23 protein-coding genes are annotated in these 18,873 nt (G+C 66.7%); 9 read left to right on the top strand and 14 right to left on the bottom strand.

What is annotated here, in order from left to right; all coding sequences use genetic code 11:
- The first annotated feature begins 21 nt into the window (after window positions 1–21).
- Complete coding sequence (locus ACR2JI_RS04410; protein ID WP_526388425.1) at window positions 22–711, top strand: response regulator transcription factor; 690 nt, start codon at window positions 22–24, stop codon at window positions 709–711.
- 4 nt (window positions 712–715) lie between these two features.
- Entirely contained in the window at window positions 716–1,723 is a 1,008-nt protein-coding gene (locus tag ACR2JI_RS04405; RefSeq protein WP_526388423.1) for a sensor histidine kinase, read from the top strand.
- Between the two features lie 24 nt (window positions 1,724–1,747).
- Here ACR2JI_RS04405 and ACR2JI_RS04400 read toward each other — a convergent pair whose 3' ends face one another.
- Window positions 1,748–2,878 (bottom strand): NAD(P)H-dependent flavin oxidoreductase, encoded by a 1,131-nt coding sequence (locus ACR2JI_RS04400; RefSeq protein ID WP_526388421.1) that lies wholly within the window; start codon window positions 2,876–2,878, stop codon window positions 1,748–1,750.
- Window positions 2,879–2,902: 24 nt separating this feature from the next.
- On the opposite strand from ACR2JI_RS04400, the gene ACR2JI_RS04395 reads away from it, so the two are divergent.
- From ACR2JI_RS04395 to ACR2JI_RS04385, 3 genes are read left to right on the top strand one after another with little or no spacing between them, the layout of a single operon-like run.
- Window positions 2,903–3,529 carry a DUF1345 domain-containing protein gene (locus ACR2JI_RS04395; protein ID WP_526388419.1) on the top strand — a complete coding sequence of 209 codons (627 nt, stop codon included), beginning with the start codon at window positions 2,903–2,905 and terminating at the stop codon, window positions 3,527–3,529.
- Window positions 3,529–4,398, top strand: a complete 870-nt coding sequence (locus tag ACR2JI_RS04390; RefSeq protein WP_526388417.1) for a 1,4-dihydroxy-2-naphthoate polyprenyltransferase — start codon at window positions 3,529–3,531, stop codon at window positions 4,396–4,398. The genes ACR2JI_RS04395 and ACR2JI_RS04390 overlap by 1 nt, the downstream gene beginning before the upstream one ends.
- Window positions 4,399–4,419: 21 nt before the next feature.
- The gene (locus tag ACR2JI_RS04385) at window positions 4,420–4,926 is read left to right on the top strand and encodes a RidA family protein (protein ID WP_526388415.1); all 507 of its coding nucleotides are present in this window, start codon (window positions 4,420–4,422) and stop codon (window positions 4,924–4,926) included.
- Here the strand turns inward: ACR2JI_RS04385 and ACR2JI_RS04380 are convergent.
- Window positions 4,923–5,201, bottom strand: a complete 279-nt coding sequence (locus ACR2JI_RS04380) for a DUF4229 domain-containing protein (RefSeq protein ID WP_526388537.1) — start codon at window positions 5,199–5,201, stop codon at window positions 4,923–4,925. The genes ACR2JI_RS04385 and ACR2JI_RS04380 overlap by 4 nt on opposite strands.
- 85 nt (window positions 5,202–5,286) lie before the next feature.
- Here ACR2JI_RS04380 and ACR2JI_RS04375 point away from each other — a divergent pair, with 85 nt between their 5' ends.
- Window positions 5,287–5,427, top strand: coding sequence for a hypothetical protein (locus ACR2JI_RS04375; RefSeq protein WP_526388413.1), 141 nt, complete (start codon window positions 5,287–5,289; stop codon window positions 5,425–5,427).
- An 8-nt stretch (window positions 5,428–5,435) separates the two neighbouring features.
- Here the strand turns inward: ACR2JI_RS04375 and ccsB are convergent, their stop codons facing one another.
- From ccsB to hemL, 6 genes are read right to left on the bottom strand one after another with little or no spacing between them, the layout of a single operon-like run.
- A complete protein-coding gene (gene ccsB / locus ACR2JI_RS04370) occupies window positions 5,436–6,470 on the bottom strand; it encodes a c-type cytochrome biogenesis protein CcsB (protein WP_526388411.1) in 1,035 nt (344 codons plus the stop codon).
- A complete protein-coding gene (resB, locus tag ACR2JI_RS04365; RefSeq protein WP_526388409.1) occupies window positions 6,454–8,031 on the bottom strand; it encodes a cytochrome c biogenesis protein ResB in 1,578 nt (525 codons plus the stop codon). The genes ccsB and resB overlap by 17 nt, the downstream gene beginning before the upstream one ends.
- The gene (locus tag ACR2JI_RS04360) at window positions 8,031–8,783 is read right to left on the bottom strand and encodes a cytochrome c biogenesis CcdA family protein (protein ID WP_526388407.1); all 753 of its coding nucleotides are present in this window, start codon (window positions 8,781–8,783) and stop codon (window positions 8,031–8,033) included. The genes resB and ACR2JI_RS04360 overlap by 1 nt, the downstream gene beginning before the upstream one ends.
- Window positions 8,780–9,379, bottom strand: a complete 600-nt coding sequence (locus ACR2JI_RS04355; RefSeq protein ID WP_526388405.1) for a TlpA disulfide reductase family protein — start codon at window positions 9,377–9,379, stop codon at window positions 8,780–8,782. The genes ACR2JI_RS04360 and ACR2JI_RS04355 overlap by 4 nt, the downstream gene beginning before the upstream one ends.
- Window positions 9,376–9,957, bottom strand: a complete 582-nt coding sequence (locus ACR2JI_RS04350) for a histidine phosphatase family protein (RefSeq protein ID WP_526388535.1) — start codon at window positions 9,955–9,957, stop codon at window positions 9,376–9,378. Before ACR2JI_RS04350 ends, ACR2JI_RS04355 begins: the two co-directional genes overlap by 4 nt.
- 23 nt (window positions 9,958–9,980) lie before the next feature.
- Entirely contained in the window at window positions 9,981–11,285 is a 1,305-nt protein-coding gene (gene hemL / locus ACR2JI_RS04345; protein WP_526388403.1) for a glutamate-1-semialdehyde 2,1-aminomutase, read from the bottom strand.
- Window positions 11,286–11,417: 132 nt separating this feature from the next.
- On the opposite strand from hemL, the gene ACR2JI_RS04340 reads away from it, so the two are divergent.
- Genes ACR2JI_RS04340 through ACR2JI_RS04330 form a run of 3 tightly spaced genes read left to right on the top strand, consistent with a single transcriptional unit; the run spans window position 11,418 to window position 14,214 of the window.
- Window positions 11,418–11,714: a FeoA family protein gene (locus ACR2JI_RS04340; RefSeq protein ID WP_526388401.1), complete on the top strand. Its 297-nt coding sequence runs from the start codon at window positions 11,418–11,420 to the stop codon at window positions 11,712–11,714.
- Window positions 11,711–13,669, top strand: coding sequence for a ferrous iron transporter B (feoB, locus tag ACR2JI_RS04335; protein WP_526388399.1), 1,959 nt, complete (start codon window positions 11,711–11,713; stop codon window positions 13,667–13,669). The genes ACR2JI_RS04340 and feoB overlap by 4 nt, the downstream gene beginning before the upstream one ends.
- Window positions 13,666–14,214 carry a NifU family protein gene (locus tag ACR2JI_RS04330; RefSeq protein ID WP_526388397.1) on the top strand — a complete coding sequence of 183 codons (549 nt, stop codon included), beginning with the start codon at window positions 13,666–13,668 and terminating at the stop codon, window positions 14,212–14,214. The genes feoB and ACR2JI_RS04330 overlap by 4 nt, the downstream gene beginning before the upstream one ends.
- On the opposite strand, the gene ACR2JI_RS04325 is transcribed toward ACR2JI_RS04330, so the two are convergent.
- Genes ACR2JI_RS04325 through hemB form a run of 6 tightly spaced genes read right to left on the bottom strand, consistent with a single transcriptional unit; the run spans window position 14,198 to window position 18,867 of the window.
- Complete coding sequence (locus ACR2JI_RS04325; protein WP_526388395.1) at window positions 14,198–16,300, bottom strand: heavy metal translocating P-type ATPase; 2,103 nt, start codon at window positions 16,298–16,300, stop codon at window positions 14,198–14,200. The two genes, ACR2JI_RS04330 and ACR2JI_RS04325, sit on opposite strands and share 17 nt — an antisense overlap.
- Before the next feature lie 16 nt (window positions 16,301–16,316).
- The gene (locus ACR2JI_RS04320) at window positions 16,317–16,577 is read right to left on the bottom strand and encodes a hypothetical protein (RefSeq protein ID WP_526388393.1); all 261 of its coding nucleotides are present in this window, start codon (window positions 16,575–16,577) and stop codon (window positions 16,317–16,319) included.
- Window positions 16,574–17,044 carry a transport-regulating membrane protein Mce1N gene (gene mce1N, locus ACR2JI_RS04315; protein ID WP_526388391.1) on the bottom strand — a complete coding sequence of 157 codons (471 nt, stop codon included), beginning with the start codon at window positions 17,042–17,044 and terminating at the stop codon, window positions 16,574–16,576. The genes ACR2JI_RS04320 and mce1N overlap by 4 nt, the downstream gene beginning before the upstream one ends.
- The gene (locus tag ACR2JI_RS04310) at window positions 17,037–17,480 is read right to left on the bottom strand and encodes a hypothetical protein (protein WP_526388389.1); all 444 of its coding nucleotides are present in this window, start codon (window positions 17,478–17,480) and stop codon (window positions 17,037–17,039) included. Before ACR2JI_RS04310 ends, mce1N begins: the two co-directional genes overlap by 8 nt.
- Before the next feature lie 14 nt (window positions 17,481–17,494).
- Window positions 17,495–17,890, bottom strand: a complete 396-nt coding sequence (locus ACR2JI_RS04305; protein WP_526388387.1) for a hypothetical protein — start codon at window positions 17,888–17,890, stop codon at window positions 17,495–17,497.
- Window positions 17,887–18,867, bottom strand: coding sequence for a porphobilinogen synthase (gene hemB / locus ACR2JI_RS04300; RefSeq protein ID WP_526388385.1), 981 nt, complete (start codon window positions 18,865–18,867; stop codon window positions 17,887–17,889). Before hemB ends, ACR2JI_RS04305 begins: the two co-directional genes overlap by 4 nt.
- Between the last annotated feature and the right edge of the window lie 6 nt (window positions 18,868–18,873).

Raw genomic sequence — 18,873 nt, 5'->3', positions numbered from 1 at the left:
CCAGGCACTAGGCTCGCGAACATGACGCCGCGGGTGCTGATCGCTGATGACGACGCGGTGGTGCGTGACGTCGTCCGGCGCTACCTGGAACGTGACGGACTCGAAGTCCGGGTGGCCGGCGACGGCAGCGAGGCGTTGCGCGTCCTGGGCACCGAGCGGATCGACCTCGCGGTTCTCGACGTGATGATGCCCGGTCCCAGCGGTCTGTCCCTGTGCCGGACCTTGCGCCAGAGCGGCGACTACAGCATTCCCGTCATACTTCTGACCGCCCTCGGCGAGGAGGATGACCGGATCGCCGGCCTGGAAGCCGGTGCCGACGACTACCTGACAAAGCCGTTCAGCCCGCGCGAATTGGCGCTACGGGTCAAGTCGGTACTGCGCCGGTCGCCGGCCACGCCGTCGACCCTGCCGCTGGAGATCGCCGTGGGTGAACTGGCGGTGTCGACCGCAGCCCGCTCCGTCACCGTCGCCGGCCAGCCGGTCGGGCTGACCAACCGGGAGTTCGATCTGCTGCTGTTCTTCCTGACCCATACCGATGCGGTGTTCTCCCGAGAGGAGTTGTTGCAGCGGGTGTGGAACTGGGATTTCGGCGACCTGTCAACGGTCACCGTGCATGTCAAACGGCTGCGCTCCAAACTCGGCGACCACCACCGCGTTCAGACGATCTGGGGCCGCGGTTATCTGTGGCAGGGCGACGCTGACACCGCATGATCTGATGCAGCTGGGGCTGCTGGCACTGGGGGGCTCCCTTCCGGTGGTGCTACTCGGTGGTTTGGTAATCCGGCTGGCGCGGTCCTGGTCACTGACGCTGAGCATGGTTGTGCTGGTACTGATACCCACCCTCGCAACATTCGCCGGGGTCTTCTTCGCCAGTCGCTTCATGACCGGCGGAACCTTCCACGCTGTGGCACTTGTGCTGGTGATCGTGGCGATTGTGACACTGCCCGCCGCGGTGATGCTGGCGCGCTACCAGGCCCGCCGAACGGTGTGGGAGCAGGAGATCCAGGAGGTCGAGCGAACGGCCGAGCAGTCCCGCCGGCAACTGGTCGCCTTCGTCAGCCACGATCTGCGCACCCCGCTGGCTGCGATCCGGGCGCTGTCGGAGGCGATCGCAGACGGTGTCGTCACCGGTGACGAGGCACGCTCGCAGGCTAAACGCATCGAGCAGGAGAGCATTCGGCTCTCCGAGATGGTCAACGATCTGTTCGAGATCTCCAAGATCAACGCCGGCGCGGTGACGGCACCCTACGAGCGGGTGGCTCTCGATGAGGTCGTCGACGACGTGCGCAAGATCCACCACGCCGCCGCCGAACGCGCGGGGGTGGCACTTGAGGTTGACCTTCCGTCCGCACCGGTGCGAGTCATCGGAAGTGATCGGGCGCTGGTGCGGGTGCTGTCCAATCTGGTGGCCAACGCGATCGCGCATACCCCCGCCGGCGGGAAGGTGTCGCTGTCGATGGGCACCGATGACGATGGAGCCTGGGTGCGGGTGGACGACACCGGGGTGGGAATCTCCCCCACCGATCTGCCGCGGGTGTTCGATGTTGCCTACCGGGGATCCAATGACCGTGTGCCGCGATCGGATTCGTCACTGCCCAGCGGATCCGGGCTGGGCCTGGCGATCGCGTCCGGTTTGGTCAGGGCGCACCGCGGCACGCTGTCTGCACGCAACCTGTCCACCGGGGCGCGCTTCGAGGTGCGGCTACCGGTGGCCGCCGGCTAGCCGCGGCCGGAACCGCTGTCGCCCTCAGTCGTCAAGGGTGCCGGACAGCCGCTCGGCAGCGGCCACGTAGTCCTCGATGAACTCCAGCACGACCTCGCGGGCGGGCTTGATCTTGTTCATCAGGCCGACACCCTGACCGACAAAATAGGTGGCCAGGGCTTGTGCGCCGGGGTGGCCGTTGCCGGCCAACCGGTCGATACGGCGCAGCGCAGGCTCGGCGATCATCGCCTGCAACGGCAGTCCCAGCGGCTGCCGTCCGCCCGGATTGGGGGCCCAGGCGTCGGTCCAGTCCGAACGCAGCTGTCGCGAGGGCTTGCCGGTTCGACCCGCCGAGCGCACGGTGTCCCGCGATGACGCGGCCAGCATCTTCTGCTTGGTGTGAGGCTCGGTCTCGGCCTCCTCTGTGGTCAGCCACACCGAACCGGTCCAGGCACCGGCGGCACCCATCGCCACACATGCCGCCATCTGGCGGCCGGTGACGATTCCGCCGGCCGCCAGCACCGGCACGTCCCGCCCACCCGGGATCTCCGAGATCGCATCCAGCACTTCAGGAATGAGCACCAGCGTGGTCACCTCACCGCAGTGGCCGCCGGCCTCGGTGCCCTGCGCCACGATCAGGTCGACGCCGGCCTTCACCTGTTTGATGGCATGTTCCTTCGCTCCGACCAGCGCAGCGACCGGGATGCCACGCTCCTTGCCGGCTTCGATCATGTAGTCCGGCGGCACCCCCAACGCATTGGCCATCATCTTGATGGGATGGTTCAGCGAGACCTCGAGCAGGCTCCGGCCGGTATCGCCGGACAGCGCCGAGGAGGCCACTCGGAGTTCCTCGACCTCGATGTCGTGATCGGTCAGCAGCTGGTTGATGAAGTCCCGATGCTCGACCGGGATGCGTTCGGCGAGTTGTTCCCGTGAAAGGTTCTCGCCCTTACCCTCGAACTTGGCCGGCACGATGATGTCGACGCCGTACGGCTTGCCGTTGACGTGGTCGTCGATCCAGCACAGTTCCTGTTCAAGCTGGTCGGGGCGGAACGCCACGCCGCCCAGCACTCCGAAGCCACCGGCGTTGGTCACCGCGGCCACCACATCGCGACAGTGGCTGAAGGCGAAGAGCGGGAACTCGATGCCGAACTGGTCGCAGATCTGTGTCTTCATCAGCCCAGTATTACGCTCTGGGGAATGCTTCGGATAAGCGCGGCCCTGACTTTCGGCGTCCTGGCCGCCGTGCTGGTCGGACTGACCCGCCACGAGTGGCACTACTCGCCGGCCGTGGGCTGGATCGTTGCCGCGGGGATCTACCTGATCGTGACCTGGTCTCTGCTGTTCGGAATGGACGCCGAACAGACGATCGCGCATGTGCACAAACGCCACCGGGACGGTAACCCGCGGTTGTCGCACGCCATCGTGCTGACAGCGAGCCTGGCGGGTCTGGCCGGGGTGGGTTACCTGCTGGCCGCCACCTCGGGCAGCGAAGCTCACGTCGGCGAAGCACTGGTCGGGGTGCTCAGTGTGATCGCATCCTGGTTCGCCATCCACACGGCGTTCACCATGCGCTACGCCCTGCTCTACTACACCGACGGCAGCCCGGAACCGATCAGCTACCACCAGAACCACTACCAACCGTGCTACAAGGATTTCGCATATCTCGCCTTCACCGTCGGGATGACCTATCAGGTGTCCGACACGGATCTGGCCAGCCCGCGGGTGCGCGGGTCGGTGCTCGGCCAGGCTCTGGTGTCGTTCCTGCTGGGTGCGGTTGTTCTGGCCAGCACCATCAACCTGGTCCTCGAATTGGCGAACCACTGATGGCCACCGTCGCCGAATGGATCGAGGGTGCACGACCGCGCACCCTTCCCAACGCAGTGGCTCCGGTAATAGCCGGGACGGGTGCGGCCGCTTGGCTGCACGGGGCAGTGTGGTGGAAAGCCATACTGGCACTGGTTGTTTCGCTTGCACTGATCGTTGGCGTCAACTACGCCAACGATTACTCCGATGGCATCCGAGGCACCGACGACGAGCGGGCCGGGCCGCTGCGACTGGTCGGCGCGAGACTCGCCGCGCCGCGCTCGGTGCTGACCGCCGCAGTCGTCAGCCTGGCCGTGGCGGCGACCGCCGGTCTGGCACTTGCGGCGCTCAGCGCCCCGTGGCTGATCGCCGTCGGTGCGTTGTGCATCGCCGGCGCCTGGCTCTATACCGGGGGCTCCCGGCCATACGGCTATGCCGGGCTCGGAGAGGTCGCGGTATTCGTGTTCTTCGGTCTGGTGGCGGTACTGGGAACTCAGTACACCCAGGCGATGCGGGTCGACTGGGTGGGCCTGACACTGGCGGTCGCCACCGGCGCGCTGTCGTCGGCGGTACTGGTGGCGAACAATCTTCGCGACATTCCGACCGACTCCACATCCGGCAAGATGACACTGGCGGTGCGACTCGGCGATACCCGCACCCGACGGCTGTACCAGTGGCTGCTGGCGACCGCCGGGGTGCTCACCGTGGTGTTGATGACTGCGACGCCGTGGTGTGCGGCCGGCCTGCTGGCCGCACCGCTGGCGATGCGGGCGGCCGCTCCGGTGCGCGCCGGCAGGGGCGGCCGCGAACTGATACCGGTGCTGCGGGACACCGGGCTGACCATGCTGGTGTGGTCGGTCGCGGTGGCCGCGGCACTGATCGTGCACTGACCGAGAGACGAGGAGAAAACGATGGCGGCAGACAAACTGATCTCGGGGGGTGGACCGTGGGAGTCCGCTATCGGCTATTCGCGCGCAACGGTCGCGGGCGACTACGTGCACGTTTCGGGGTCCACCGCCAGTATCGGCGGCGAGGTGCAGCACGAGGGCGACGCCTATGGTCAGACCCTGGTGGCGCTGAACGACGTCATCGCCCCCGCGTTGGCGCAAGTCGGCTATTCGCTGGCAGACGTGGTGCGTTCCCGGGTGTATCTGGTCAACGCTTCTGATGTGGATGCGGCCGCGAAGGCGCACGGTGAGGTGTTCGGTGAGATCCGGCCCGCAGCCACCATGGTCGCCGGCGTGACGATGGTCGATCCGAAGAGTTGGTGGAGATCGAAGTGGACGCCTGGAAGCGCAGCTGATCACTACTGTCTCGCTCCTGCGCCGCCTCGGCCCTCGGCGGCATCGTCGACTCCAAGCCCCTCTGTCTCGCTCCTCCTCCGCCTCGTCCCTCGGCGGCATCGTCGACTCGACTAGCCCCTATCCACCTCTCCGCGCAGCCTGGCTTCAAGTTGCTCACGGTCACTGCGCCGGCGCGCATCGACCTCGGCGATTCCGGCGGTTGCCCGACGCCGCAGCGGTGCGAGCAGCCAGATGCCGAGCGGTAACGCGAGGATGATTCCGAACAGCAACGCGACGACGAACGGCATCTCGGAGATGCCGAGCAGGTGCGCGGCGTAGAAGATCACCACCGTCAATACGGCCACCAGAGCCAGCCTCGCCAGGGTGTACACGGCGACGTCGCGCACCATCCGGCCGCTGGCACCGTCCTTCTCGTTCTCAGCCACGGCGCCGAGCCTACCGACGCGCGTATATTCGTTCACAGGAGGTTCGGGAGTGATTTACCTGCTGCTCATCGTGGTTGTCGCGGCGCTTGCCTATTTCGGCTTGCGTGCGGTTCGCGCACAGGCCAACCGGCCCAGCACCCGGGTTATCGGACCCGACGACGATCCGGAATTTCTTCGTCGGATCGGTTAGGGGCCCGATCAGCCGACGCCGGCGTAGGAGTGCAGGCCGACGGTCACCAGGTTGATGAAGAACAGATTGAAGACCATGGCCACGAAGCCGGCAATGTTGATCCACGCCGCCTTCCGGTCCCGCCAGCCGGCCGTCGACCTCGCATGCAGATATGCCGCGTAGATGACCCAGGTGATGAAGGCCATTGTCTCCTTGGGGTCCCAGCCCCAGTAGCGACCCCAGGCCTCCTCGGCCCAGATGGCACCGAAGATGACACCGAATCCGAAGACCGGGAACGCGAAAATGGCAGTGCGGTAGGCAATCCTGTCCAGGGTCTGGGCATCCGGTAACCGGGAGACGATTGACGCCAGGGCCCCATTCGGAGCCGCTGTGCCGGCGACATCGGACCCGGTACCTGGTTCGGCGAACTTGGAGAGCTTGAGTAGGAAGAGGATGCTGGCCACACCGGACACCAGGAACACCCCGGAACCGAGGCTGACCACCGAAACGTGGATGGGCAGCCAGTAGGACTGCAGCGCGGGCATCACGGGCGCGGCGTTGGCATAGAGCCACCTTCCTGAAACCGCAAGCAGGATCAGCACCGGTACCAGGACGAACACCCACAGCGCCCGGTACTGCGGCTTGCGCAGCATCACCGCGCCGGCGACCAGGCCGCAGAAGCTGGTCAGATTGATGAACTCGTACATGTTGCCCCATGGCACCCGTGAGGTGGCCAGGCCGCGCAGCACGATGCAGCCGAACAGCAGAGCGATGCCGACATAGACCAGTGCCAGGCCGGAACCGCCGATCCGTTCGGACAGCGACCGCGCGGGGGCATCCACAACCACGCCGGGGCGGTCGGCGTCGGTGCTCACCGACCCTGCAGCGGTGCCGAATGTCACCGGCCCCGCGGCTCCGACCAGTTCGCGCTCTTCGACCCGCCGTCCGCGGCTGGAGGACAGTTCAACCGCCAGCAGCATCAGCGCCAGAACCAGCACCACGACCGAACCGGTGAAAGCCCAGTCCGAGTACCGGGATAGCTCGATATCAATGCCGGCGTTCATCTGCGATCCGCTTTCTGCTCCGGGACTCATTCTGCTCCAGGACTTCGGTGAGCCTTTCGAACTCGCCGCCCCAACCGGAGTTGTCGGTGCGGGCCAGACCGCCCAGCTCGACCATCACCGTACCCGGCTGGGAGCCGGTCCCCGATTCGCTGATGCGTGCCCAGACCCGTCGCCGGCGCACCACCAGCGACACCAGCAGCCCAGCCATCATCGACATCGAGCTGACCAGCACCCACACCTGCCCCGGGTCATGGGAGACCTGGAGGTTGACGAACGGGGTGGCACCGTCGAACCGCACCACGGTGCCATCGTCGAGACCCACCTCTTCACCTACCCCGAGGTTCACCCGATTGAGCTTGGTGAGCCGCTTCTCCTCGATCAGCTTGGCGTCAATGCTGAACAGCGACTGGGGTTTGCCGGTGTCGAGCCCTGCGTCGCCGCGATAGATATCGATTGCCACCGCCGGATCGCGCATGTCCGGGAAACTGGAGGACAGCAACTTGCCGTCCATCTGCCGAGTCGGCGCGAACAGACCGGTGATGGCGAGCTGCTGCTTGCGGCGCTCATCAGCCGAATACATACCGGCCGGCGGATCCACTCGCACAGTCCCGGAGGACAGCAGCGTCAACGCATTATCCGGACGGAACTGCATGGTCTGGGTTCGCTTCTGGCCGCCCGGGAAGATGACGGTGAAGGTCGGCGCATAACCATGGCCCTGCAGGTACACCCGGTCCCCACCCACCCGCAGCGGATGGTTGACCTCCAGCAGATAGGGCCGCCAGGTACCGGAGGTGAGATCAGCGCCTGCCTGATAGTCGATATTCGCGGCAAATGAGGTGGCTTGACCCGAGTTGAGGTACTTGGCCTGGAAGTCGTTGACCCGCACGCACATCGGGTACAGCGAGGTGCCGTCGACCTTGTTACCGGCGCGGAAAGAGTCGTACGCGGCCGGTGATGCCGAACAGAATCCGGGACCGCCGTTGGCGATGACGATGACGTTGCCCTCGTACCCGAAGAGCTTGCCTACGGCGATAGCGACCAACAGAGCCAGCAGCGAGAAGTGAAAGACAATATTGCCGAACTCGCGCAGGTAGCCCTTCTCGGCGGACACTTCAGTGACCCCGTCTCCAGCGCAGGTGCTGCGTCGCCAGCCGCGTAGTTGCCCGGAGATCATGGCGGCAACCTGCTCGGGGGTACCGACGACGGAGAACTCGGCGTGCTTGGGCAACCGGTTCAGGTTGCGAGGGACCGGAACCGGTGCGGCGCGCAGGGTTCGAACATGGTCGACGATCCGCGGGGTCAGGCAGCCCACCAGGGAGATGAACAGCAGCACGTAGATCGCGGTGAACCAGAAGCTGGAGAACACATCGAACAGTTGCAGCCGGTCCAGCCAAGGGCCGATGACCGGATGGTCGCGCAGATACTGCGCGACCTTGGACTCATTGAGGCTGCGTTGCGGCAGCAGCGCACCTGGGACTGCGCCGAGGGCGAGCAGAAACAACAGGACCAGCGCGGTGCCCATCGAGGTGAGCGCCCGCCACAGGTTCCGGATGACGGTCATCAGATCGGCAGCCTTACATCACTGACGAACGCATCACGCACGAAGGAGATGAAGTCGTTCCACAATCCGGTCAACAGGGCCACTCCCACGGCGATCAGAAGCGCTCCGCCGAACACCTGGATAGCCCGGGTGTGCCGGCGCAGCCAGCCGAAACCATTGACAGCCCAGCCCGATCCGAGGGCCAGCAGGATGAACGGAATACCCAGACCCAGGCAGTACGCGAGGACCAGTGCCACCCCGCGTGCGACGTCGGCGCCTTCGGTGGCCGATGCCACGGCTATCACACCGGTCAGCGTCGGTCCCAGGCACGGGGTCCAGCCGAGCGCGAAAACCGCGCCGAGCAGAGGTGCACCGGCTATGCCGGCCCACTGGCGTGGAGCGAACCGGGCCTGACGCTGCAGTGCAGGAAAGAAGCCGATGAACACCAGGCCCATGACGATGGTGATCGCGCCGCCGATACGTTGCAGCAGAATCTGGTTGGTGATCAGAGTGCTGGTCATGCCGAGTACCGCGACGGTGCCGAGCACGAACACCGCAGTGAATCCGGCGACGAACAGCAGCGCCGAGCCGGCTACCCGCCAGCGCCGGCCGGCCGGGTCGTCTGCACCGACCACGGCCGCCAGGTACGACAGGTAACCCGGTACCAGCGGCACAACGCACGGCGAGGCGAACGAGACCAACCCGGCCAGCACACAGAGCGCGAGGGCGACCAGGAGCGGTCCTGCCGCCGCGGTCTCGGCAAATCCGGTCACGACGCGCCCGAAGCCGGCTCGGCTGCCAATCGTTGCACCACCGGCAGCAGGTCCTCGGCGAGCAGTTCGCGTAGGAACACCGCGGCGACCCGATGCTCCCGGTCGAGCACCAGCGTCGACGGGATCACTGTGGTCGGATACTTGCCTCCGAAGGCGATCATGGTGCGCATCGCCGGATCGTAGATCGACGGGAAAGTAATCTTGCGATCCTTGATGAAGTCTCGTGGCGCGTCAATGTCGTTGTCCCGCACATCGATTCCGAGGAACTCCACACCCAGGTCACGAGTCTGCTCATAGACCTTCTGCAGCTGGGTGATCTCCGCGCGACATGGTCCGCACCACTGTCCCCAGACGTTGATGACCACCACTTTGCCGGTGAAGTCACTCAGCGAGATGGTCTTGGCGGGGTCGAGCAGATCCCGTCCGGACACCGAGCCGGGCCGGCCCCGACTGGCCGGCGGGTCGTAGGTGATGTCGGTCTTGCCACCGGGGGCGACGAACTCGAACGTGCCGCCCTGGGCGACTGCGTCATCGCCGGTGGAGCAGCCGGTGACAACGAACGCCGCCGTCACCAGCACTGCCAACAGCCGCCTCACCGTCCGCCGAGCTCCGCGTATGCCCAGCCGACATACTCGTCGCCGTCGAAGTGAAAGGACGTCAGCGACGCAAGGTTGCACATCCGCCGGGTCGGGAAGTGATGCAGCGGATCGCCGTTCATCGCCCGACGAAGTGTCTCCACCGGAAGCTGGTGGCTGACGCACACTGCCTCATGCCCGGCGCCCTCGATCCGGGCCCGCTCGACGGCCGCCCGCATGCGCACGGCGATCTCGGCGTAGGGCTCACCCCAGGACGGCTGCTTCGGATTACGCAGGTGCCACCAGTTACGCGGATCGCGCAGCGCGCCGTCTCCCGGTGACACCCGTTCACCCTGAAAAACATTGTGCGACTCGATCAGTGACTCGTCGACCTCGACCGGCAACCGATGGTGCGCGGCGATAGGAGCGGCGGTCTCCTGAGCGCGCTCCAGCGGTGAGGCCACCACATAGGCGATGTCGCGGCGTGCCAGCCAGTCGGCCACCGCCTGAGCCTGGGCGCGACCGCGCTCGGATAGGTGATAGTCCGGCAGCCGGCCGTACAGGATGCCATCGGGGTTGTGCACCTCGCCGTGGCGCATTACGTGGACGATGGTCCGGTTGCTCACGATGGCTCCGCCTCCGCTGCCGCGCGGGCGGCGGCCGGTAACGCGGCGGCGATGTGCTCGAAGGCGGCATCGTCCAAAGCCGCTGACACGAACCAGGTTTCGAATGCGCTGGGCGGTGCGTACACACCGGCATCGAGCAGTGCGTGGAAGAACGGCGGAAAGCGCCAGGTCTGGCTGGCACGCGCGGACGCGAAGTCGGTGACCGGGTCTTCGGCGAAGAACACCGACAGGAAACTTCCTGCCCGAGCCACCTGATAGGGCAGGCCGGTCGGGGCCAACGCGTCGGCCAGCAGGTGAGCCAATCGGTCGGCATTGGCATCGAGCGCGGCATAGACAGCGTCATCGGCATGACGCAGGGTGGCCAGTCCAGCGGCCACCGCGACGGGATTGCCGCTCAGCGTGCCTGCCTGATACACCGGGCCCAGCGGAGCCAGCCGTTCCATTACGTCGGCCCGTCCGCCGAAGGCAGCCGCGGGCAGGCCGCCACTCATCACCTTGCCGAAGGTGAACAGGTCGGCGTCGACGGCCTCGATGCCGTACCAACCGGACCGGCTGATCCGGAATCCGGTCATCACCTCGTCGCTGATGAGCAGTGCGCCGTGTTCGGCGGTGATCCGGCGCAGTGCGGCGTTGTAGCCCGGCAGTGGCGCGACCGCGCCCATGTTGCCCGGGCAGGCCTCGGTGATCACCGCGGCGATGGTGTCGCCGAATTTCGCGAAGGACTGCTCGACCGCGGCCACGTCGTTGTAGGGCAGCACGATGGTGTCGGCCGCGGTGGCGCCGGTGACACCGGGTGAGGACGGCAGCCCCAGGGTGGCAACACCGGAGCCGGCATCAGCCAGCAGCGCATCGACGTGACCGTGGTAGCAGCCGGAGAACTTGATCACCTTGGCGCGGCCGGTGAAACCGCGGGCCAGTCGCACCGCGCTCATGGTGGCTTCGGTGCCGGAGTTGACCAGGCGCACCCGCTCGACCGGCTTCACGCGCCCGATGATTTCGGCGGCCAGATCGGTCTCACCGGCGGTAGGCGCTCCGAAAGACAGTCCGTTGACCGCGGCCCGCCCAACGGCCTCGACCACCGCCGGGTGAGCGTGGCCAAGGATCATCGGCCCCCACGAACAGACCAGGTCGACATACCGGTTGCCGTCGACATCGGTGAGCCAGCACCCCTGCGCCGAGCTCATGTAGCGCGGCGTGCCGCCGACCGAGTTGAATGCCCGCACCGGCGAGTTGACCCCGCCGGGTATCACTGTGCATGCCTCGGCGAACAGTCTCGCCGAAACGGTGGAGGGGGCGCCCATGGGAACCAGTGTCCCAGCCTGGACGGGCCGTTCAACGACAGGGTGTAGTTCTGCCACACCCGCAATCGACGTTTCCCGACAGGGGTCTTTCGACCCTACGGAGGGAGCCGAAAGTTAAGGTACCCTAACTTCGTGTCCTCGGTATCCGACATCATGCGCCGGCGCCGGCTTTCCGCTGGCCCGCTCACTGCGGCGGGGACGATGGCCGACCTGAGCCGCGGTCAGCGCGCGACCGTGGTGGGTTACAGCGACGCGGTGGAACCCAGCACTGCCCGTCGGCTGTTCGACCTCGGCCTGGTCCCGGGAATCGAGGTCGAGATGGTCCGGCGGGCCCCGATGCGGGACCCGGTGATATACCGGGTCGGCGACTACGAGATCGCCCTTCGCACCGCCCAGAGCCGATTCATCCACGTGGAGCCCGTTCGATGACCGACGGCCACTGCGGTACCGGCGGGGCTGCCATTGCGACGGATCCGGGACTGACCCGGTTCGCCGTCGTCGGCAGTCCCAACTCCGGTAAGACCACTCTCTTCAATGCACTGACCGGACTGCACGCCAAGACCGGCAACTATCCGGGCGTCACCGTCTCCCGGTACGAGGGGCGGGTGAAACTGGGCGAGAATCAGACCGTCGTCATCGAGGATCTGCCCGGAACCTACAGCCTGGATCCGATCAGTCCGGATGAACAGATCGTCGTCGACGTCCTCGACACCGATCACCACAACGTCCGCGTCGACGTGCCGGATGCGATTCTCGTCACGCTCAACGCCACCACGCTGCGCCGCTCGCTGGGACTGTTCGCCCAGCTGCAGCAGACCGGATTGCCGACGTGTGTGGTGCTGACCTTCACCGACGATTTGGCCCGCCGGCAGGGCAAGCTCGACGTTGCGGCGCTCGCGCGGGCTCTCGGCGTCCCCGTCGTGACGGTGGTCGCCGGCCACCGTGACGCGCTGGCCGACCTGCGTCATGTGATGGCTCGCTCGGACTCCTGGACCGCTCCTGTGGTGCCGCCGCCCACCGACCCGGCAGAGGTGACGGCATGGGCGGACTCGGTGCTGGATTCCGCGGGATACCTTCTGCCCAAGGTGGATCGGCGCACCGACCTTATCGATTCGGTGGTGCTACACCCGGTGGCCGGGACCGCAATCTTCCTGTTGACGATGTTCGTCTTCTTCCAGACGATCTTCGCCGTCGCGGCTCCCATGCAGGACTACGTCGAGACGTTCTTCGGCTGGCTCGGCGGCCTGGTTGCCGATCATGTCCACATCGGCTGGCTGTCGGCCTTCCTGTCCCAGGCGGTGATTGGCGGGGTGGGCAGCGTGCTGGTGTTCGTGCCGCAGATCGCCCTGCTGTTCGTGCTCATCGCAGTACTCGAGGGCACCGGGTATCTGGCCCGGGCGGCGTTCCTGATGGATCGGGTAATGGCGGGAGCGGGACTCGAGGGCCGCGCCTTCGTGGCTCTGCTGTCGTCGTTCGCGTGCGCGATTCCCGGGATCATGGCGACACGGTCGCTGCCGTCGGCCAAGGACCGGCTGGCCACCATGATGGGCGCACCGCTGATGACCTGCTCGGCGCGGCTTCCGGTGTACATCCTGCTGGTGAGCCTGCTGCTGCCCTCAGACGCGCGCCTGGGGTTGTTCAACGCGCGCGGAGTGGTGATGTTCGCGCTCTACGTCTTCGGTGCGCTGTCGGCGATGATCACCGCGGCGTTGTTCAAGAAGTTCACCTCCCGGACCGGGCCGATGCTGCCCTTCTACATGGAGATGCCGCCCTACCAGGTACCGCGTTGGCGCAACGTCGGCGCCGAGGTCTGGACGGCGACATCAGCGTTCCTGCGCAAGGTGACCTCGATCATTCTGGCGACCACGGTGGTGTTGTGGGTGCTGCTGAACCTGCCCATGCGCAGCGATGCGCAGATGGCGGCGGCAGGTGTCGACACCGGCGATGACGCCGCCGTCGCGGCCTACGTGATCGATCATTCCTACGCCGCCTCGGTCGGCAAGGCGGTGGAGCCGTTGTTCGACCCGCTGGGCTTCGACTGGCGGATCAATATCGGCATCCTCTCGTCGCTGGCGGCCCGCGAGGTGTTCGTCGCGACACTCGGCCAGGTTGCCGCTGCGGAGAACCCGGAGGAGCCGGCGCAGGCGCTGCGCGACATGACGGTCCAGAGCGGCCCCGATGCGGGTCGGACGTTATTCGACGCACCCACCATCGCGGCACTGTTGGTGTTCTTCATGTATGCGCTGCAATGCATGTCGACGGTGGCGGTGCTGCGCCGGGAGAGCGGATCGTGGAAGTGGCCGGCCATCGCGTTCAGCTACATGTTCGTCCTGGCCTGGGGGCTGGCATTCGCGGCGAGGACGATCGTCGCCGCGCTCACATGACTATTCCCCTGCACGCCGAGCGGGTGGCCGGTGAACCGAATGCTGTGCGCTGGGTGGTACCTCCGGGCCGGCTGCCGGCCGGCCGGATCGTCGCGGGTCCGGGCAGGCTGGGTGAACTGTTCGCCGACGGGACGCTGAGCGGCGGACTTGTGGAGTACACCGCGGTGTGGCTGTGGTTGCGCGACGGTCTGTCGTGGTCAACATTGGGCGCAGAAGTCCGTGCTGCACTGCAGGATGCCCTCACCGACCCCGACGGCTGGACCCTTGAGTCCGCCCCGGAAGAGGTCCTGGGTCGCGTCGTGACCGACCTGCTCAGCGGTCCGCTCGGCGACTTCGTCCGCTCACATGGCGGCACGGTGAGCGCACAGAGCAGCGGGGCTGCCGTGACGGTGCAACTGGGCGGGGCATGCGAGCACTGTCCTGCTGCGGGCCTGACCCTGCGCCAGCGGCTGATGGGTGAACTCCATCGCCGATGCCCGGATGTCGTCGAGGCCGGCAGCGACGGAAGTCAGCTGACGCTGACGCTCGTCAGTGGAACCGCTTGAGGCGCAAGCTGTTCAGTACCACCAAGACCGATGATGCCGCCATCGCAGCACCTGCGATCATTGGATTGAGGAGTCCCAGCGCAGCAAGCGGGATGGCGGCCGTGTTGTAGCCGAACGCCCAGAACAAGTTCTGCTTGATGATTCGCAGGGTGCTCGACGATAGCCGCAGCGCGGTCGGAACAGTGCGGAGATCGCCGCGCACCAGTGTGATGTCACCTGCCTCGATCGCCGCGTCGGTACCGGTACCCATCGCCATGCCGATATCGGCGGTGGCCAGGGCCACCGAGTCGTTGACGCCATCGCCGACCATGGCGACCCGTTTGCCGCCGTCCTGTAACCGTCTGACGGCCTGGGCCTTCTGCGCGGGAAGCACCCCGGCGATCACATCCTGCGGTGCGATTCCGACCTCGGCGGCAACCCGGCCGGCCACGGCGGCGTTGTCACCGGTGAGCAGCACCGGGGTGATTCCCATCGCCTTCAGTTCGGCGATCGCCTCGGCACTGCTCGGCTTCACCCCATCGGAGAGGCGAATCACGCCCCGCTCGGCACCGTCCCAACTCACCGCGACGCTGGTGCGGCCGTCGGAGTCGGCCGCGCGGGCCACCCGGATCGCTACGCCGTCGACCACACCGCTGACGCCACTGCCCGGATCGTTGGCGAAGCCATCGACCGCAGCAACGGTCAGACCGCGGTCGCGGGCGGCAGCCGCGATCGCCACGCCGACCGGATGCTCGGAGGCGGCCTCGACCGCCGCCGCGCGGGCCAGCACCTGATCGGCATCCTCGCCGACGCCCGGTTCGATATCGCCGACGCTCATCTGACCGGTGGTCACCGTTCCGGTCTTGTCCAGCACGACGGTGTCAATGCCACCGACGGCCTCGAGCACCTGTGGCGCCTTGATCAGCACACCCAGCTGTGCACCGCGGCCGGTACCGACCAGGATCGCGGTCGGGGTGGCCAGACCCAACGCACACGGGCAGGCGATGATCAACACCGCCACGGTAGCGGTGAAGGCGGCGGCGACCGAATGCCCGGTGAGCAGCCAGCCGGCCAGTGTCAGCGCAGCCACGACGAGCACCACCGGAACGAATACCGCCGACACCCGGTCTGCGAGCCGCTGAATCGAGGCTTTGCCGCCCTGCGCGTCGGCCACCATCCGGGCCATCCGGGCCAGCTGAGTGTCCGCCCCAACTTTGCTGGCGCGCACCAGGATCCGGCCGTAGGTGTTGACCGCTCCGCCCAGCACGGCGTCGCCTGGGCGGATATCGACAGGTACCGACTCCCCCGTCATCGCCGATGCGTCCAGCGCCGAGGCGCCGTCGACGACGACACCGTCGGTGGCGACCCGCTCGCCCGGGCGCACCACGATCAGATCATCGACCCTGAGTTCGCCGACGGGGATCCGAACCTCGGTGTCCCCGCGCACCACCGTGGCGTCTTTGGCCCCCAGCGAAAGTAACGCGTGCAGGGCCGCTCCCGCCGAGCGTTTGGCCTTGGCCTCCGAATAGCGACCGGCCAACAGGAACACCGTGACCGCGGCCGCCACTTCGAAGTAGACGTGCCTGTGTTCACGAGCACCACTGATCACCACCACCGCCGACCAGATGTAGGCCGACAGCGTGCCGATCGACACCAGGGTGTCCATCGTGGAGGTGCGATGCCGGGCGGCGTTGAGGGCGGCTGTGTGGAACGGGTAACCGCCCCAGAACACGATCGGCGTGGCCAGTGCGAGCACCAACCACTGCCAGCCGGGAAACTGCCATGCCGTCACCATCGATAACGCCACCACCGGAACCGCGAGCACCGCCGACCCGATCAGCCGCGCGCGCAGCTGGTCCTCCGGGACGTCATGCGCCTGATGGCCGGCATGCCCGGAATGGTCGATAACGGTGGCGTGGTACCCGGCGGACTCCACCGCGTGAATGAGGTCGGCGGCGCTCACCTGCGCGCCATGCTCGATATGGGCCTGCTCGACGGCGAGGTTCACTGAGGCACTGACGCCGCCGAGTTCATTGAGGCCCCGCTCGATCCGGGCCGCGCAGGATGCACAGCTCATCCCGGTCAGGCGTAGATCCGTTGTCGTCATAGCGCCGACTATACCCCTAGGGGGTATATGAATCAAGGGGGCGGCGTCGCCGCCGCAACCCCGCCAATCCCAGAACGGTCAGCACCCCCGCCGTAGTACCGAGCAGCCAGGACAGCATCATCAACGGCGGGTCGTAGACCACCGAGACGGTGGCCGGCTGACCTTCTGCTACCGGGGCCACATCGACCAGACTCTTCACCGCCAGCCAGACGAACACGGCACCGGCGGCGGCGATGGCGGCCGCGGCTAACTGCAGAACGTGCCGGCCGCGCTTCATCGATCGGCCACAAGTCGAGTCAATGCAGCGCGCAGCGCTTCGTCATCACGTGCCCAGGCCTGGGCGGTGCGACCTCCGGTCAGCTTGAGTCCGATACCCTTGCGGCCCTTGGGGACACCATTGAGCTCGCCGATACTGCGGGCTTCCTGCCACGGATAGGGATCCTTGCCGGACTTGGGCGCATTCGGTGTTTCCGGATACACAAGGACGATCTCCGAGAGCGGCAGCACCTCAGTTCCCTCCCGGAGGTTGTCCGCGGTGAGTTCGACGCTGGTGTGCAGTCGTGCCGCGTTGACCTGGACGTAGAGCACGCCGGAGAGCAACACCAGGAAGAACAGCGGCACCACCGGCTTGAATCCGAGCCCGGCCCCGTGCTGGATGTACAACATGGCCAGCGCCGCAATCGGACCCAGCAGCAGCCAGCGCCAGCTGGCGCCATTCTCGTGGAATAACACCTCGTCAGACATCAATATCCGTCCGTCCCGTGAACCAGTCCACCGACGCCGGCCGACCCAGTAGCAGGGTGCCGACGACAACCGGAAGCAAGCTGAGCAGAGCGAGGACGTGAGTCCCCGCGAATACCGCGGCCACCGCCACCAGGACGACGATGGTGAGGCCCAGGGTTACGGTGGCCCGCCGCGAGCGCGGATCCGGCGTGCGGATGCGCGCGGCGAAGAACACCAGTGCGGCGCCGGCGAGGGCAAACAGTATTCCGGCGCCGCGGTACAACCGCAGATAGTCGCGGATGGACTGATCCGACACCGATGCCCCTGCCGCCTGCCGAAGCGTGTCGAAGCTCACCGCCGCGGCGAGCAGCCCGCCGACAACCAGCAAGACCCCGCCGACCACCAGCAGCCAGAAGGCCGCGGTGACCGCACCGGGACGCGATTGGGGCGCTGTCATGCGACTCAGCCTATTCAGCGGGTGAAGAACGTGTGCGAATCGGGCCGATGCAGCAGGTAGATACCCCCGCCGATGAGCACCGACCCGATGATCCCGGTCACCGCATAGATAACCGCCGGTACCGGGTCCCGGACCACACCGAACACGGTGACGGCGGTGTAGACGATGGTGGCCACCCCGCCGACAGTCAGCATGGTGCGGGTCCAGCGGTGCCCCACGCGCATCAGGAGCAGTAGGGACAGCACCACGATTCCCAGGCCGACAGTGAGGAACGAGGTGGTGATGACGACCATCTTCCTGTCACCCTGCACCGGCGCGATGAAGCTTTCTGAGATCTGCCCGATCATCAGCAGGGGCAGAGCGGCCAGCCAGAGCCAAAACCCGGTGTCGACGTCCGCCGGGCGCGTCACGCCAGCCAGCCCGCGGCCTCGGCCGCCCAGTAGGTCAGAACGATATCCGCGCCGGCGCGCCGTATCCCGGTGAGCGATTCCAGGATGGTGGCCCGCCTGTCGAGCCAGCCGTTTGCCGCGGCGGCGCTGATCATCGCGTACTCACCGGACACCTGATAGGCCGCGACAGGCACCGGGGAGATCTCGGCGGCGGCGCGGACGATGTCCAGGTAGGGCATCGCAGGCTTGACCATGACGATGTCGGCGCCCTCATCGATGTCCAGGACGATCTCGCGCAGCGCTTCCCGCGCGTTGCCGCCGTCCTGCTGATAGGTGCGTCGGTCGCCGCTCAGGCTGGAAGCCACCGCCTCCCGGAACGGTCCGTAGAACGCCGAAGCGAATTTCGCGGCGTAGGCCAGGATCACCACATCGCCGAACCCGGCTGCGTCCAGGCCGTCACGGATGGCGGCCACCTGCCCGTCCATCATCCCGCTGGGTCCGACCACGTGTGCGCCTGATTCCGCCTGTGCCACAGCCAGCTTGACGTATTGGGCGTTGGTGGCGTCGTTGTCGACCCGACCGCGGGAGTCGACGATTCCGCAGTGCCCATGGTCGGTGAACTCGTCGAGACAGGTGTCGGCCATCAGAACGGTGGCGTCACCCAGGTCGCGGGCAAGATCACCCAGGGCGGCGTTGAGTATCCCGTCCGGACGCACGCCGGATGACCCGGTGGCGTCCTTGTCCTCATCGCGCGGAACGCCGAACAGCATCAGTCCGCCCACACCCGCCGCGACGGCATCAGCGGCAGCTCTGCGCAGGGAGTCGCGGGTGTGCTGTACGACGTCGGGCATCGACGAGATCGGCCGCGGATCGGCGATGCCGTCGGCGACGAACATCGGCAACACCAGGTGCCTTGGCTCCAGAGAGGTTTCAGCCACCAAACGACGCAGGGCCGGTGTGGACCGGAGCCGACGGGGGCGCTGCCTCGGGAAGGACATCGACGT

This window comes from Mycobacterium sp. (assembly GCF_051006775.1).
Lineage (GTDB): Bacteria > Actinomycetota > Actinomycetes > Mycobacteriales > Mycobacteriaceae > Mycobacterium.
Note: the sequence above shows the minus strand (reverse complement) of the source record. Positions and strands in the feature narration are given on the sequence as shown.

Excerpts from the sequence above, each read along its gene's own strand:
- ACR2JI_RS04410 (WP_526388425.1), top strand. The coding sequence starts at position 22 with ATGACGCCGCGGGTGCTGATCGCTGATGACGACGCGGTGGTGCGTGAC.
- ACR2JI_RS04405 (WP_526388423.1), top strand. The coding sequence starts at position 716 with ATGCAGCTGGGGCTGCTGGCACTGGGGGGCTCCCTTCCGGTGGTGCTA.
- ACR2JI_RS04400 (WP_526388421.1), bottom strand. The coding sequence starts at position 2,878 with ATGAAGACACAGATCTGCGACCAGTTCGGCATCGAGTTCCCGCTCTTC.
- ACR2JI_RS04395 (WP_526388419.1), top strand. The coding sequence starts at position 2,903 with ATGCTTCGGATAAGCGCGGCCCTGACTTTCGGCGTCCTGGCCGCCGTG.
- ACR2JI_RS04390 (WP_526388417.1), top strand. The coding sequence starts at position 3,529 with ATGGCCACCGTCGCCGAATGGATCGAGGGTGCACGACCGCGCACCCTT.
- ACR2JI_RS04385 (WP_526388415.1), top strand. The coding sequence starts at position 4,420 with ATGGCGGCAGACAAACTGATCTCGGGGGGTGGACCGTGGGAGTCCGCT.
- ACR2JI_RS04380 (WP_526388537.1), bottom strand. The coding sequence starts at position 5,201 with ATGGTGCGCGACGTCGCCGTGTACACCCTGGCGAGGCTGGCTCTGGTG.
- ccsB (WP_526388411.1), bottom strand. The coding sequence starts at position 6,470 with ATGAACGCCGGCATTGATATCGAGCTATCCCGGTACTCGGACTGGGCT.
- resB (WP_526388409.1), bottom strand. The coding sequence starts at position 8,031 with ATGACCGTCATCCGGAACCTGTGGCGGGCGCTCACCTCGATGGGCACC.
- ACR2JI_RS04350 (WP_526388535.1), bottom strand. The coding sequence starts at position 9,957 with ATGCGCCACGGCGAGGTGCACAACCCCGATGGCATCCTGTACGGCCGG.
- hemL (WP_526388403.1), bottom strand. The coding sequence starts at position 11,285 with ATGGGCGCCCCCTCCACCGTTTCGGCGAGACTGTTCGCCGAGGCATGC.
- feoB (WP_526388399.1), top strand. The coding sequence starts at position 11,711 with ATGACCGACGGCCACTGCGGTACCGGCGGGGCTGCCATTGCGACGGAT.
- ACR2JI_RS04330 (WP_526388397.1), top strand. The coding sequence starts at position 13,666 with ATGACTATTCCCCTGCACGCCGAGCGGGTGGCCGGTGAACCGAATGCT.
- ACR2JI_RS04325 (WP_526388395.1), bottom strand. The coding sequence starts at position 16,300 with ATGACGACAACGGATCTACGCCTGACCGGGATGAGCTGTGCATCCTGC.
- ACR2JI_RS04320 (WP_526388393.1), bottom strand. The coding sequence starts at position 16,577 with ATGAAGCGCGGCCGGCACGTTCTGCAGTTAGCCGCGGCCGCCATCGCC.
- mce1N (WP_526388391.1), bottom strand. The coding sequence starts at position 17,044 with ATGTCTGACGAGGTGTTATTCCACGAGAATGGCGCCAGCTGGCGCTGG.
- ACR2JI_RS04310 (WP_526388389.1), bottom strand. The coding sequence starts at position 17,480 with ATGACAGCGCCCCAATCGCGTCCCGGTGCGGTCACCGCGGCCTTCTGG.
- hemB (WP_526388385.1), bottom strand. The coding sequence starts at position 18,867 with ATGTCCTTCCCGAGGCAGCGCCCCCGTCGGCTCCGGTCCACACCGGCC.